The sequence below is a fragment of the uncultured Gemella sp. genome (assembly GCF_963519265.1).
In the GTDB taxonomy this organism is placed as follows: Bacteria; Bacillota; Bacilli; order Staphylococcales; family Gemellaceae; genus Gemella.
In genome coordinates, this window is record NZ_CAUQNQ010000033.1 from 1 (window position 1) to 15,299 (window position 15,299).

The window sequence follows — 15,299 nt, forward strand, 5'->3', positions numbered from 1 at the left end:
GGATTGAATCCTTGTGCTTGTCCTTGATACCCTTGTTGCGGGCGTCCTTGTTGTGCGTTTGGATTGAATCCTTGTGGTGCTTGTCCTTGATACCCTTGTTGCGGGCGTCCTTGTTGCGCGTTTGGATTGAATCCTTGCGGTTGTCCTTGATACCCTTGTTGTGGGCGCCCTTGCGGTGCATTCGGGTTGAATCCTTGCGAGTGCCCTTGCGGTGCATTCGGGTTGAATCCTTGCCCTTGATACCCTTGTTGTGCATTTGGATTAAACCCTTGTTGTCCTGGGAATCCTTGACTCATACCATTATTGAAGTATGGCTGATTCGGAATTAGATTACCAAATTGATCATATTGAACTGGTTGTCCAAATGGATTTGCAAATTGGCTATAGTATTGTTGTGCTTGCGGTGTTTGTCTTAAGAAGAATCTGGCAAGCTCACTATTCGAATTAGTTTCTACCGCGTTTGATGGTAGTGACATTAACACAAAGAAGAATACAATAGTATAAACCGGAGTTAATAAATACACTGAGAAATAACTTAAAATATAATATAAAGCTATTAAAATAACAATCCCCCATGTTGCAAAACCTACATCACGTAGTCTTCTTGTGAAACTTGCAGTTATAGGTAAAATTAAAATAAGTCCAACTATAATAATAAATACTCCAAATGCTAATCCTGTTTGAAGAGTAGAAACTCCATCATTGAATGCTCCTCCACCTAGTAGGTAATCTGCACTTCTCGTTGATTTTCTACCAATACTTGTAAATGAAGAGAACATACCTTGGAATACTATAACTGTTAATAAGATAAGTCCTCCTAAAATACTCCCTACAGGAAACCAGTGTCCAGATACAGATGTATAACCTGTGAAGTCCACGAACCCTTTAAAGAAGTCTTTAAAAGAAGAACCATAAGTAACATGTTTGCGTCTTTGGTCTATCATAAAACCCTCCTGTTGTAATAAAGTTAAATTATATAATTATAATATAATAAAGATTAGCTATAGTCAATTAAAATTTCATTAATACCTCTACTTTTGCACTTTTTAAAAATTCAAATAAAAGTTAATTCTACACTATATTTAATATTGTACTTCCTTTTTAGCTACAATTCCTTTAAACAAAATAAACCTTAGATTTTTTATTACCTAAGGTTTATTTTACATTCTATATTTCTGTTTTTTTCAACACTTCTCGCGCTTCTTTTATTATATCTTCTATTATGTTTTTCACAGGACGAATTTCAGTCACCAACCCCGCTATTTGCCCTGCCATAACCGATCCGTTTTCTACATCACCATCATAAACAGCACGTCTTAATGAACCAAGCGTTAGCTCTTCTAATTCCATAAGAGTTGAAGATTGTTCTTCTAGTTCGTGATATCTTTTTGTAAGTTCATTTTTAATACCACGAACAGGGGCTCCAAATTTTTCTCCAGTTAAGGTAGTCGATGTATCGACCGCTTCTAAGATCATATTTTTATATGCATCTGTCACCGGACATTCTTCTGAAGCTAAGAATACCGTCCCCATCTGAACTCCACTCGCTCCTAAGCAATATGCCGCAGCCATTCCACGTCCATCAGCTATACCCCCAGCCGCTATAACCGGAATATTCACCGCACTCGTTACCTGCGGTAATAATGCCATAGACGTACTAATTCCAACGTGTCCTCCTGCTTCCATACCTTCAACAACGACCGCATCACAGCCTAGTTCTTCCATTTTCACCGCAGCTTTCACAGAAGGAATAACCGGAATAACTTTTATCCCCGCTTCTTTTAAGCGCGGCATGAACTTTCTAGGTGTACCCGCTCCTGTTGTGACGATTTTGACATCTTCTTCAATAACAACATCGATTATTTCATCGATATTCGGCATCATCAGCATTAGATTAACCGCAAAAGGTTTATCTGTAAGTTCTTTACACTGTTGAATCTCTTTACGTAGTTCTTCAGGGCTCACTCCCCCTGATGCCAGTATTCCTAACGCACCAGCATTAGATACTGCTGAAATAAGTTCATGTCTTGCTATTTGAGCCATCGCTCCTTGAAAAATTGGATACTTTATCCCTAAAAGATTGGTAATTGTCATAAACATTCTCCTCTATCGATTTTATATTTTAAATTTCTTAAAAGGGGTTAACCCAAGAGTCCTGAAATTTAACACAGTTCATATGAAAACTCATAGATGCAGTGGTTTATTGATATCTAAATTCGCTTTATAAAAGCTTTTTAGATATCTAATAAACCGTGCAGGGGTGACTCGACAAAATCGATTTCTCTGAAATCACGATTTTTGAGTACTCCCAATAAAATTTCTACTTGAAAATTTATCTTGCTTGTTCCTATCGAAATTTCACTACAAAACAAATCTTGTCACCTGCTAGCTAATTAATCACAAATAGTTTATTAAAAAACAAATCTAGCAACTACGTAGCAAACTATCATCAAGATTATCGATGATAAGAAGCACGCTATGAATACTCGCACACCACGTTCTTTAATAACTTTAAAGTTAACACTCATACCAAGAGCTGCCATCGCCATACCTAAGAAGATATACGCTGCATCAACGAAATAAGGCGCTAATGGTTTTAAGAAAGTAACATAACTTCCTAAAATACTCATAAAGATAAACCCTAAAATAAAGTACGGCATCGGAACTTTACCTTTCGTTTCATCTTGAGTTTTTTTATTAACTACAATCAGCACACCTGCCACAACAATAAGCATAAGAACACGTGACAACTTAGTAAGAATCGCAGCATCAAGAGCTACTTGACCACCTGCTCCTCCTGCCGCAACTGCGTGAGCTATTTCGTGAAGACTTCCTCCTGTAAACACTCCGTAGTTGTATACATCAAGCCCTAAATAAGGTTGCAAGGTTACTTCTATCAAGGTAAACACTGTACCTAAAATTGCAACTACTGCAACAGCAAGGACACTGTTATCGGTTTTCGCACGAAGTTGACCACTTACTCCCATAACTGCCGCAGCTCCACAGATACCACAACCACATGAAGAAAGTAAGGCAAGTTCGTGATCTACTTTAAACGCGCGACACATAAAGTAAGTTAAAGTAATCATAAATAGTACAATAAAGAAGGCAACGACTAATGTCTTCTTCCCTTCGGCTAAAAGTCTATCTAACGCTAACTTAAATCCTAATAAAATTATCCCAAGGCGCAAGAACTTATTACTTATAAACGGAATATCCGCCTTAACCTGTTCTTTTAATCCTTTTGACGTTTGTAACACCATACCGATAACAAGCGCAATAACCAAGTGCCCAAAAAGTTTTAACGCTGGTACTTGCGCAAGATATTTCGCAGCTAACGAAATAACTAACATTATACCTAATGTATAATAAAAATTAACACTCTTAAATCTTTCCATAAAAGATTTCCCCTTTTATAATATTTGTAAAAAGTACATATAGCTTAATTATACTACTTCCCGTACTTCTCTTCAAGGAATCATAAAAATTAATAACGCCTATCAATAGTTTTTCGAATATAAATTTATAAAATTCTCTAACAACAAAGAAAGGGAGTGACTCAAAAATCGAGATTTCGAAGAAATCGATTTTGTCGAGTCACCCCCGCACAGTTTATTAGATATCTAAAAAGCTTTTATAAAGCGTATTTAGATATCAATAAACCACTGCGTCTATGAATTCTCATATACACTTTGTTAAAATTTAGGACTTTTAGGTCTTTCCCTTTTATAATCCTATTATCCTAATAGTATAAACAAGTAGTGTGCTATAATCCCCGCCGCAATTCCCCCTATAGTATGAGAAAGAATTGCTTTTGAAGATAATTTTCTAACTCCAAGTGCATCCATCATACCGATGTGTGTACTTAAGTATCCACTCCAACACATTCCCATCGCTGTAAATACTGCGATATCATTTGGTCCAATAAGACCACTTCTTAAAAATTCTGGAACTAAAGAAATCGCTCCTCCTACAGCTCCTAACGCTGTGATTGGGAAGGCAATTGCTTCTGCTGAATGGAATCCAAATAATGGTTCGAGAATAAATTTCAGTTTCTCCCCTAACCATGGTAGAAATCCTACTCCCTCATAAGCAGCTCCAGTATATCCTCCAGCAGGCATTTTGAATGTTAACATCATTACAAAAGTACAAACTATAAGTACCCCTGGAATAATCGCCATACCCATTTCTACACCTACTTTTCCACCTTCTAAAATAGTATCAAGCGTACGTTGGAATAAATTTCCATCACGTACTATTCTAACTTTTTCTAGTGATTGACCCTCTACTTCAGCATCTACAACTGGATCTTCTGCTTCATCTCCGTAGTATTTTTTAGTTTGTCTTAACATTAAACGCACACTTATTATACTTCCTATAATAGCCCCGACATTCCCGATAATAGCTGCTTTAACAAATCCTTCTCCTTGACCCATCATAAACATTGTTACGATAAGCCCCATACCAAATGCTGTCCCTAAGTTACATAACGCTGGAACTTGATATTTTTTGAAGAAAGCTATAAAACGTTTATCTTTTGAGAATGGAATAATCGCTGGATTATCTGATAAATACGTCGCTACTGCTCCTGTTACACTCGCTCCAGGCATTCCCCAAAGTGGTTTCATAAGCGGTGCAAATATTTTATTAATTAACGCTATCGCTCCAAACTCTGATAATAGAGCACTCATAGCTCCGGCAATAACAGCCATCGCCATAATGAAAAATACTGTGTTCAGTAATAAATCATGAGCTGTTGCCATCATCGTTTTAAACATAAGCGGTGTTCCCATTTTTCTCGCCATCAATCCAAATATCGAGAAGAATATCGCTAGAAAGACAAATGTTTCTAAACTTACAGCCTTCTTAACAACTACATTCTTCTTATTTTTCTTCGTTGTTTCTTCGCCCATAAAAATCTTCCTTTCATAATTTTTTGTTCTAATATTTTATTTTCAGCTTCAATCTCCTTAAACTGTAATAATACAATTTAATTTATATATTATACCATAAAAACTCAACTGTCACAACTATTTCAATAATTAGGCAATTAATTAAACTACTAACTTTATAGGATTGCCTGTCTACCATTTAAACTCCACTTAAGTAATCCTCAACTCGTCACTTCTCCTTTCTCTATGTTCTATTCCCTTAGATTTCGGGTTCCTGACGTTTTTTACCTCATTTTTCTCTATATCACAATTCATTTAAAAAGAATATTCTTACAAAAATTAATTTTTTATAATTTTTACAATTCATCTCTATCTTTTTATTAAAAATCTCATTTCTATTTAAATCGATTATAGTTTTTATAATTTTTATATATTTAACTTTTCAATTTATCGGAAAATTTTTATTATTTACCATGCTCTCAAATAAAAAATTATTAAACTTTAAACGCTTTACATAATATCTATTAATTGCAATACCATACCTTTTTTGATAGAATATAATAGCAACAAAAATACATAATAAGGAGATAGAAAATTTTCATGCGAACGCAAAATAAAAATAATAAAATTTTAAAGTTTTCAATTAGAAAATTATCTTTTGGTGCGGCACCTGTTGTTATCGGTGCTTTATTCTTCGGAAGCCACGTACCAAGTGAGGCGCTTGCCAACGAAAATAACTCAAGCGTTAAATATACTTATCTAGCTGAAAACGAACTTACAGAATCGGAAAAAGCTTTAATTAAACGAAGTATTCCTAATGATGCGAAAAACAACGAAACATACTACATGGTTTATAAAAAAGAAGCTAAACCTACGACAGAATTAAAAGAATTACCTAATACTGGGCAAAGTTCACTACCAGTAGCTGGTCTTGGAATCGGTACTGCAGTATTGGTAGTTCTTTTGATGTCTAAAAAACACAGAAACAAAGTTCTTAGCGTTGTATTGATTGGAGCTATGGGGCAAAGTATCGTTATGCCTTACCAATCATTTGCATTCGAAAACAAAGAGTTAGTACGTTACAACACACAAACAACAGTTGCTAATTCTAGTGAACTTGCGAATGGTGTAATCAATATTGATGGTTACCGTTATGTTGGGTATTTCACACTTAGTGATTTAGGTGTATCATCTCAAGAAGAACAAAAAGTTCTTCCAAAACCAACAGAACCAAAAGTTGAGCCGACACAACCCCAACCAGAACCAACTCCAACACCTAAAGTTGAGTACAAAACAACACCTGAGGAAGGTATTAAAACAGTAATCGAAAACAAACCTGAACTTAAATCTACTACTGAATCTGTTGCTTTCCAAACTGTTAAACAACCTGATGCTACTTTACCTAAAGGGCAAACTAAAATTGTTCAAAAAGGAGTTGACGGTGAACAAATCGTATTTAGCGAAGTAACTACTATTGATGGTAAAGAATCTAGCAAAGTTATTAAAACTTCAGTCACTAAAGAACCTGTAAATAACATTATTGCTGTAGGAACTAAGGAAGCAACTACTCCAACTCCAAAACCTGAAGAAGTTAAGCCTACTCCTCAACCGAAAACTCCAAAACCTGAGGAAACTAAGCCTACTCCTCAACCGAAAACTCCAAAACCTGAGGGAACTAAGCCTTCTCAACCAGCAGAAACTAAACTAGAAGAGAAAGTAGACAAAACAGCACTAAAAGCCCAAATCGATAGAGCTCTTGCACTTGTTCCTGCTGATTATTCATCTGCAAGCTACAACGCTCTTAAACCAATTTTAGCCGCTGCTCAAAGCGTCTACGCTTCAGATTCTGTAAAACAACCTGAAGTAGATAGCGAGACAGCTAAACTTAAAGCTGCTATCGATGCACTAAGTGTTGATAAAACAGACTTAAATAAAACTATCGCAGATGCGAAATCAAAAACTAAAGAACACTACAGTGATACATCTTGGGCAAACCTTCAAAATGTATTAACCGAAGCCGAAAAAGTTACAAACAACCCAGCAGCAAAACAAAGCGAAGTAGATCACATTAACGAAAAACTTAAAGCCGCTATTGCTGGATTAAATACAGATAAGACTGAACTTGAAAAACAACTTGCTGATGCTAAATCTAAAACTGCTTCAGATTTCAGTCCTGAAACTTGGGCTGCATTAGAAGAAGCTAAAAAAGCTGCTCAAGCTGTAGAAGATAACGCAACTGCTACTCAAGCTCAAATCGATGAAGCTGCTAAAAAACTTAAAGCCGCTATCGATGCTCTTAATGTTGATAAAACAAAATTACAAAAACAAATAACAATCGCAGAAACTAAACAAGAAGCTGACTATAGCCCTAAAACTTGGAATGAATTCAAAAATGCTGAAATCAAAGCAAAAGAAATCAACAACCAAACTACTCCACTTCCTAAACAAAGTGAAATAGATGCGGCTACTAAAGCTCTTCAAGATGCTATTAAAGCTCTTGCTGTAGATAAAACTGCATTACAAACGGCTATTAACACAGCTAACAGCAAACGTAAAGAAGAATACACTACTCAAACATGGAAAGCTTTAGAAGAAGCCCTTACAGCAGCAAACACTGTAAATGAAGCTGATGCTACTACTCAAAGCAAAGTAAACGCAGCTACTGAAAAACTAAAAGAAGCTATCAAAAACTTAGCTCCATTAGCTGAAAAACCGATACTGAAATTTGTTGATACTGACAAGAAAGTATTAGACCACGAAGTGATTGCTAAGTATTCTCTAGAAAATCCTACTAAAGCTAAAATCAAATCAATCACGGCTACCTTGAAAAAAGATGGACAAATTGTTAAGACTGTAAATCTGACAGAAAATAATCTAGATGCTTTATTAGACAATGTAGAATACTTCAAAGGTTACACTCTATCTACTACAATGGTTTACGATAAAGGTAATGGTGAAGAAACTGAAACATTAGCAGATCAACCAATTCAATTAGATCTTAAAAAAGTTGAAATCAAAAACATCAAAGAAACAAGCTTAATGAGCGTTGATGATGCAGGTGTCGAAACTGACATCAGTTTACTTTCAGAAAAACCAACGAACGTTGCCCCACTTTACCTACGAGTTACAACTCACGATAACAAAGTGACAAGACTTGCTGTTGATAAAGTTGAAGAAGTAGTTAAAGATGGAAAAACTTTATACAAAGTTACTGCTACAGCTCCTGATTTAGTTCAACACACAGACGCTTCTAAATTATCAAACGAATATGTTCATTACTTCGAAAAACAAAAAGTAAAAGAAGGTAATGTTTACTACAACTTCAACGAACTTGTAAAAGACATGCAAGCTAATCCTACTGGAGAGTTCAAACTTGGTGCAGATCTTAATGCAGCGAATGTAAAACCTAACGGAAAATCTTATGTTACTAATACATTTAAAGGCAAATTACTAAGTAATGATGGCGGCAGATTTACTATCCACAACTTAGCACGTCCTCTATTTGGTAGAGTCGAAAATGCCCATGTTCATGATATTAACTTAGGTAATGTAGATATTAATTTACCTGGAGAAAATAAAGTTGCACCTCTTGGTGAAATGTTCAAAAACTCAAATATCGAAAATATTAAGGTAACAGGTAATGTTGTAGGTAACAACGATGTTACCGGTATGGTTAACAAACTTGATGAATCAAATATGCGTAACGTTGCATTTATCGGTAAGATTAACAGTCTTGGAGATAAATCTTGGTGGTCTGGAGGACTTGTAAGTGAAAGCTGGAGAAGTAATACAGACAGCGTTTATTTCGATGGTGATATTGTAGGTAACAACTCTAAATTTGGTGGACTTGTCGCTAAAGTTAACCACGGTGGGAACCCTAACGATTTCAAACAACGTGGTAGATTAACAAATTCATTTGTTAAAGGTACTATGACACTTAAAAACCACGGTCAAAGTGGTGGTCTAATCCACGAAAACTATGACTGGGGATGGGTTGAAAACAACGTTAGTATGATGAAAGTTACAAATGGAGAAATCATGTATGGAGCAAGTTCAGTTGACACTGGAGATTCATACTTCGGATTTGATAACTTCAAGAATAACTTCTATATAACTGATGTAGCTACAGGATTATCTTCATACAAAAAATCTAAACAAATTAAAGGTATTACAGAAGCTCAAGCCTTAGAAAAATTTGCTAAAATGGGAATCACTGCTCATGAGTATAAAATTAACGAACCAGTAGTTAATACACTTAACAACATCAAACCAAAAGCTGATACTTATAAAGATACTCAAGATTATAAAGCAGACCACGAACTTGCTTACCGTAACATCGAAAAACTTCAACCGTTCTATAATAAAGAGTGGATCGTTAACCAAGGTAACAAGATTCCTGCAAACTCTAAATTATTAACTACAGAAGTTTTATCTGTTGCTGCGATGAAAGATAATGAGTTCGTAACTGAACTTGGTGATGCCAACCGCATTATCGTTCATTACGCTGATAAGACAAAAGAAATCTTTAACATCTCACCTAAAGAATCTCAAGTGAAACAAGTTAAAGAATATAGCATCGCTGAACTTGGAGAAATAGTTTACACTCCTAACATCGTTGATAAAGAGCGTAGCGATTTAATCAGCGCTATCGAAAGTAAATTAAGTCCAGTTGAATTACAATCTGATCCTGTTTATCAACTCTTAGGAAGAACAGGTGGTAACAAGGTAAATGCAATTAAGGACCTTTACCTAGAAGAAAGCTTCAAGTATGTTAAAGATAACCTTAATAAATTCGTTACTAAGTTAGTTCAAAATGAAGATCACCAACTTAACACTGATGAAGCTGCTAAACGTGCATTAATTAAGAAAATTGATGACAATAAAGCTGCAGTCCTTCTTGGATTAGCTTATCTAAACCGTTACTACGGCGTTAAATTCGATGACTTTAATATTAAAGAATTAATGTTATTCAAACCGGACTTCTATGGTAAGAATGTTAATGTGTTAGACTTCTTAATTAAGATTGGTTCTAAAGAAAGTAATATTAAAGGTGATAGAACTTTAGAGGCTTATCGCGAAACTATCGGTGGAGTTATCGGTATAGGCGAGTTAAACAGTTTCTTAGACTATAATATGCGTCTATTCACAAGTGACACAGATTTAAACGATTGGTTCATAAAAGCAACTAAAGATAATGTATATATTGTTGAACCAAAAACAACAACACCTGAGTTTGCTGATAAGAAACACAGAGCATACGAAGGATTAAACAACGACGTGCATGGTAAGATGATTTTACCACTTCTTAACTTGAAAGATGCACATATGTTCTTAATCTCAACATATAACACTATGGCTTACAGTTCATTTGAGAAATATGGTAAGAACACAGCAGCAGAGCGTGAAGCATTCAAACCTGAAATTGATAAAGTAGCAAAAGCTCAACAAAATTATCTAGACTTCTGGTCTCGTTTATCATTAGATAAAGTTCGCAACCAACTGCTTAAGAGCAACAACATGGTACCAACACCAGTACTAGATAACCAAAACTATCCAGAAGGTACTGATAAATACGGTCACACTAACAGCGGTAAAGACATTGCTCCAGTTCGCGAACTATACGGACCAACAGGTCGTTATCATGCAACTGACTGGCGTATGGGAGCAGTAGCTCGTATTTACGGTAACCCTTATAAAGATGATTCAGTATTCTTCATGGTTACTAGTATGATTAGTGACTTCGGTATCTCTGCATTTACTCACGAAACAACTCACGTAAATGACCGTATGGTTTACTTAGGTGGTTCAAGACACCGTGAAGGTACTGACTTAGAGGCATTCGCTCAAGGTATGTTACAATCACCTGCTGAAACAAGTCCAAACGGTGACTTTAAAGCACTTGGATTAAACATGGCATACGAACGTCCAAACAACGGAAATCAATGGTATAACACTAATCCAAACGACCTTACATCTCGTGCTGAAATCGATAATTACATGAAAGGTTTCAACGACACATTAATGCTTCTTGATTACCTTGAAGGTGAAGCCGTTCTTGACAAACACGATAAAGCACTAAATAACGCTTGGTTCAAGAAAGTTGCTAAAAAACTACGTAACGCTAATACGAAGAACCAATACGATGAAGTTAGAGACCTTAACGAAGAAGAAAAAGGATATGAGTTAAACTCTGTTAACGACTTAGTAGACAAAAACTTCATGACTAAACACGGTCCAGGTAATGCTATCTATGATCCAACTGGATTTGGAACTGCCTACGTGACTGTACCTATTACTGCTGGTATCTACGGAGGTAACACAAGTGAAGGTGCTCCAGGATCTATGTCATTCAAACATAACACATTCAGAATGTGGGGTTACTATGGATATGAAAAAGGATTCTTAAACTACGCTTCGAATATGTTAAAAGCTGAATCTAAAAAAGCCGGTAAAGATACTCTAGGGGATGACTTCATCATCAAGAAAGTTTCTGATAACAAATTCAGTACTTTAGAAGAATGGAAGAAAGCATACTTCAAAGAAGTTGTTGATAAAGCTAAAGCAGGATTTAACCCTGTTACAATCGACGGTACTACATACAGTAGCTACGAAGATTTAAAACAAGCATTCTCTGCTGCAGTTGATAAAGATAAAGCAACTCTTAAAAATGGATCAGTTAAATTTGACAATACTGTATCACTTAAAGAGAAATTATTCAAAAAACTTCTTCAACAAACAAACAGCTTTAAAACTTCTATCTTCAAATAATAATTTGAACAACAAAAACCTAGATTTAGAAATTTCTAAATCTAGGTTTTTTGATATTTCAGAGAGCGATTTTTATATTTCGAGGGGCGAGCCTTATATTTCAGAAAACGCTATTTGAATTTTTCGTAGTTTAAGATTACGTAAGCCTCATATCCTCTATCTTAAAAAAGGGAGCGATTCAAAAATCGCGATTTCTTAAGAAACAAGATTTTGTCGAGTCACCCCTGCACATTTTATTGAATATCTAACGAGCTTTTACAAAGCGAATTTAGATATCAATAAACCACTGCGTCTATATGTTCTCATATGAACTTTGTTGAATTTTAGGACTTTTGAGGCTCCCCCACTATCATTTTATATTATCTCTACTTCTTTTCTATATTGATCTTTAATATTCTCGTCAAGAACATCGTCACTGATGATTGCAGTTAAGTCTTTTAATTGGAAAAACGTATAAAAAGCATGTGTCGAAAACTTACTATGGTCTGCTAGAACATAGCGTTCCGTCGCATTATTAAGAATCGTTTCGTTACAACGCCCTTCTTCTTCATCAGAGATAGTAACTTTCTCTAAATCTATACCATTTACTCCCACAAATGCCTTGTTAACACTTATTTTACTAAGTGCATCTTGCGTGAAATATCCAATAAATCCTTTTGTTTTCTGGCGATATCTACCACCGATAAAAATAAGATCGCAAGAAGGATTATCTTTGAACTGTTCAAACACCGTCAATGAATTAGTTACTATATTAAGATTCTTATCTTGTAAAAATTCTGACAAGTAACTCGTAGTACTTCCCGGACCAATAAAAATAGTTTCATTATCTTTTATAAGATCCGCTACCTTTCTAGCTATTTGTTTTTTCTCTTCAACATTTACAGAAATCTTCTTATTATAATTATCTTCTTGATAAAAATTTTTCGGCTTTAATTTTGCTCCACCATGTATTCTCGTAAGGTGACCATAGTCTTCCAATTCTTGTAAGTCACGACGTATTGTCATCTCTGTTACTTTCATATCATGAGCAAGTTTACTCACACGTACTAAATGCTTTGTTTTTAATTCGTTTAAAATATAGCTGTGTCTATCTATTTTTAACATTTTTTCTCCACTCTCGACTAATAAATTTAACATTTATATTGTAACATTTTTTTGAAAAATATAAAACTGAAAACATAAAAAAACATTCAAACGAACATCGATTCTAACATGAAAAACAAGGTTGTATAATAATTTCGAATCTGATTTTTTCCATATCACGTACTTGACAAAGAACCAAAAAAACTAGTTATACCCTGGTTTATGTTAACCTTGAATAACTAGTTTTATTTATTATTTCTCTTTATCTTCTTTTACTTTTGCTACTTTTGGCTGTTCTGTAGCTGCAACTACTCGCATATTCAACAATCTATCATATAGCATTATTGAATCTTTACGTTTAAGCACATATGTTTCATACAGCCAGAATAGCGCTGAAACTGGTACCGCAGCCCAACCTACAGTAACTTTAATTAAGAATTCTCTGATTAAATATCTAGAAAATTCAATTTTCTTGTTGTCAGTTGGAACTAATCTTATTTTGAAAAGTTTTTTCCCAATTGTTTGACCTTGCCATTTGTGAGGTAGGTATCCGTATAAAAGAACCGCAAAAATAACTATTGAAATCGTCATATATAACGCGTTTCTTTCATTTTCTGCTCCACCTTGAGCTCGTAAATTCGCAGTAGTATACTGGAATACAAAAGCTATCGGCAAGTAAATAGCTAAGTCAATTAGATATGCAAAGAAACGTTTAACGATTGACGCTGTTTCTCCGTTTATATCTAATATTGGTTCTTCTATTGGACCTGAAATATCACTTAATGTTGGCTTTATATTTCTGTCATTATAGCTATATGAGCTATTTTTTTTAATCTTTTTTACCATGATTCACCTAAGCTTCTAAGTCAACGTTGTGGTACACTTGTTGAACGTCTTCACAGTCATCAAGCATTTCTAACATTCTTTCGAATTTAGCTTTATCTTCTTCGCTTAATGTTACTTCATTTTGAGGAATCATTGAAATTTCTGCAACCTCAAACTCTTCGATTCCTGCAGCTTTTAACGCTTCTTGGATTTCGTGGAAGTTTTCTGGTTCACCGTATACTAATGTTAATTCATCTTCTTCGATAATATCACGAGCATCGATATCAGCTTCCATAAGGATTTCTAACAATTCATCAGCGCTTTTACCTTCAACACCGATTACCGCAGTGTTGTCGAACATGTAGTTAACAGAACCAGTAACACCTAAGTTACCTCCGTTTTTACCTAATGCTGTACGTACTTCAGCAGCTGTACGGTTTACGTTGTTTGTAAGAGTATCGATGATAACCATTGTTCCACTTACACCGAAACCTTCGTAACGTAATTCATCGTAGTTCTCTTCACTTCCACCTTTTGCTTTTTCAATAGCACGGTCAATAATATTTTTAGGAACACGGTAAGTTTTCGCTCTTTCTAAAACTACTTTTAGATTTCTGTTACTTTCTGGATCTGGTTCTCCAGTTTTCGCTGCTTGGTAGATTTCACGTCCAAATTTAGCATAAATCTTACTAGTGTTAGCGTCTTTTGCCGCTTTTTTTTCTTTAATATTATTCCATTTACGACCCATAGTCTTTTAATCTCTCTTTCTTTTGTAAATATTTTCCATTTTTGTAAAACTCCCTCGCTATTTATAGCCTAAAAGTTATTACATACCTCTCTATATTACTATATTTAAGCTATTTTTTCAAGCATTGTCTAGGTTTTTTAGCTAATTAACAATCATGTATTTTTATTTATTATCTTAATACTATTCAATATAAATAACTATAAAATTATAACTTTGCCTTAATATATCTATCATAAAAAGAATGGCTAATATATAACCATTCTTTTTAAATATCCTCACTCTAGTTTTGTTTTTTACGTCTAGCTACCTCTGCAGCTACTAACGATATTAATCCTAAAGCTCCAAACCCAGTAGTTTTTTCCCCTGTATTAGCCAATTTTTTTGATTTTTGTACTTCTGATACATCTTTTATTTTAAGTTTTATTTCAGAGTCCCCTTTTGGCTTCGATTCCGGTTTCGGTTCTGGTTTCGGCTCCGATTTCAGCTCTGGTTTTGGTTCCGGCTTCGGCTCTGGTTTTGGTTCTGGCTTCAGCTCTGGTTCATAGTATACATCAATCGTTTTGTTTTCTGTTGTTGATGTTACTTCTGCTCTTTCTATTGTTGCTACACTTGGAGCTTTGTAGTTTACTATTGCTTCTGGTGTTACTTCTGACCAGTTGCCTTTACTCCATTCTCCGTATGTAACATCACCTGTAACTTTGTTTGTTGTTTTTGTTCTTGTTAACTTCACTGTTTCAACTGTTGGAGCTTTCAAGACTTTGTTCGTACCTTTTTCTAGGTAGTTGATTGTTCTTGTTACTTCTTTTTCTTCCGTTCCAGTTTCTGTATCTGCTTCATAGTATACATCTACTTTTTCATTTTCTGTTGTTGATGTTACTTCTGTCGCTTCTACTCTTGCTATACTTGGCGCTTTGTAGTTTTCTATTGATTCTGGTGTTACTTCTGACCAGTTGCCTTTGCTCCACTCTCCATATGTAACTACT

The 15,299-nt window shown here is 35.0% G+C and carries 8 protein-coding genes and 1 pseudogene; 1 reads left to right on the top strand and 8 read right to left on the bottom strand.

The features are described 5' to 3' along the window. The 4 genes from RWN11_RS04835 to RWN11_RS04850 form a co-directional block, all read right to left on the bottom strand. The coding region (locus RWN11_RS04835) for a DUF805 domain-containing protein (RefSeq protein WP_314160655.1) at window positions 1–944 on the bottom strand (944 nt) is incomplete at its 3' end. Window positions 945–1,167: 223 nt separating this feature from the next. Further along, window positions 1,168–2,094, bottom strand: coding sequence for a nitronate monooxygenase (locus RWN11_RS04840; RefSeq protein WP_314160656.1), 927 nt, complete (start codon window positions 2,092–2,094; stop codon window positions 1,168–1,170). Between the two features lie 317 nt (window positions 2,095–2,411). Then, complete coding sequence (locus RWN11_RS04845; RefSeq protein WP_314160657.1) at window positions 2,412–3,398, bottom strand: putative sulfate exporter family transporter; 987 nt, start codon at window positions 3,396–3,398, stop codon at window positions 2,412–2,414. Window positions 3,399–3,737: 339 nt separating this feature from the next. Beyond that, window positions 3,738–4,913 carry a hypothetical protein gene (locus RWN11_RS04850; protein WP_314160658.1) on the bottom strand — a complete coding sequence of 392 codons (1,176 nt, stop codon included), beginning with the start codon at window positions 4,911–4,913 and terminating at the stop codon, window positions 3,738–3,740. Between the two features lie 579 nt (window positions 4,914–5,492). On the opposite strand from RWN11_RS04850, the gene RWN11_RS04855 reads away from it, so the two are divergent. Next, window positions 5,493–11,660 (top strand): ZmpA/ZmpB/ZmpC family metallo-endopeptidase, encoded by a 6,168-nt coding sequence (locus RWN11_RS04855; protein ID WP_314160659.1) that lies wholly within the window; start codon window positions 5,493–5,495, stop codon window positions 11,658–11,660. A gap of 354 nt (window positions 11,661–12,014) precedes the next feature. Here RWN11_RS04855 and RWN11_RS04860 read toward each other — a convergent pair whose 3' ends face one another. From RWN11_RS04860 to RWN11_RS04875, 4 genes and pseudogenes are all read right to left on the bottom strand, one after another. Next, complete coding sequence (locus tag RWN11_RS04860; RefSeq protein ID WP_314160660.1) at window positions 12,015–12,764, bottom strand: DeoR/GlpR family DNA-binding transcription regulator; 750 nt, start codon at window positions 12,762–12,764, stop codon at window positions 12,015–12,017. 231 nt (window positions 12,765–12,995) lie between these two features. Continuing rightward, window positions 12,996–13,589, bottom strand: a complete 594-nt coding sequence (locus tag RWN11_RS04865) for an RDD family protein (RefSeq protein ID WP_314160661.1) — start codon at window positions 13,587–13,589, stop codon at window positions 12,996–12,998. A gap of 7 nt (window positions 13,590–13,596) precedes the next feature. Further along, window positions 13,597–14,316 carry a YebC/PmpR family DNA-binding transcriptional regulator gene (locus RWN11_RS04870; RefSeq protein ID WP_003144482.1) on the bottom strand — a complete coding sequence of 240 codons (720 nt, stop codon included), beginning with the start codon at window positions 14,314–14,316 and terminating at the stop codon, window positions 13,597–13,599. Between the two features lie 280 nt (window positions 14,317–14,596). After that, window positions 14,597–15,299: pseudogene (locus tag RWN11_RS04875) on the bottom strand (YSIRK signal domain/LPXTG anchor domain surface protein); the annotation flags it as partial.

What these genes read in the sequence shown, in the direction of transcription:
- RWN11_RS04845 (WP_314160657.1), bottom strand. Translation starts at nt 3,398, where the DNA reads ATGGAAAGATTTAAGAGTGTTAATTTTTATTATACATTAGGTATAATG.
- RWN11_RS04850 (WP_314160658.1), bottom strand. Translation starts at nt 4,913, where the DNA reads ATGGGCGAAGAAACAACGAAGAAAAATAAGAAGAATGTAGTTGTTAAG.
- RWN11_RS04870 (WP_003144482.1), bottom strand. Translation starts at nt 14,316, where the DNA reads ATGGGTCGTAAATGGAATAATATTAAAGAAAAAAAAGCGGCAAAAGAC.
- RWN11_RS04840 (WP_314160656.1), bottom strand. Translation starts at nt 2,094, where the DNA reads ATGACAATTACCAATCTTTTAGGGATAAAGTATCCAATTTTTCAAGGA.
- RWN11_RS04865 (WP_314160661.1), bottom strand. Translation starts at nt 13,589, where the DNA reads ATGGTAAAAAAGATTAAAAAAAATAGCTCATATAGCTATAATGACAGA.
- RWN11_RS04855 (WP_314160659.1), top strand. Translation starts at nt 5,493, where the DNA reads ATGCGAACGCAAAATAAAAATAATAAAATTTTAAAGTTTTCAATTAGA.
- RWN11_RS04860 (WP_314160660.1), bottom strand. Translation starts at nt 12,764, where the DNA reads ATGTTAAAAATAGATAGACACAGCTATATTTTAAACGAATTAAAAACA.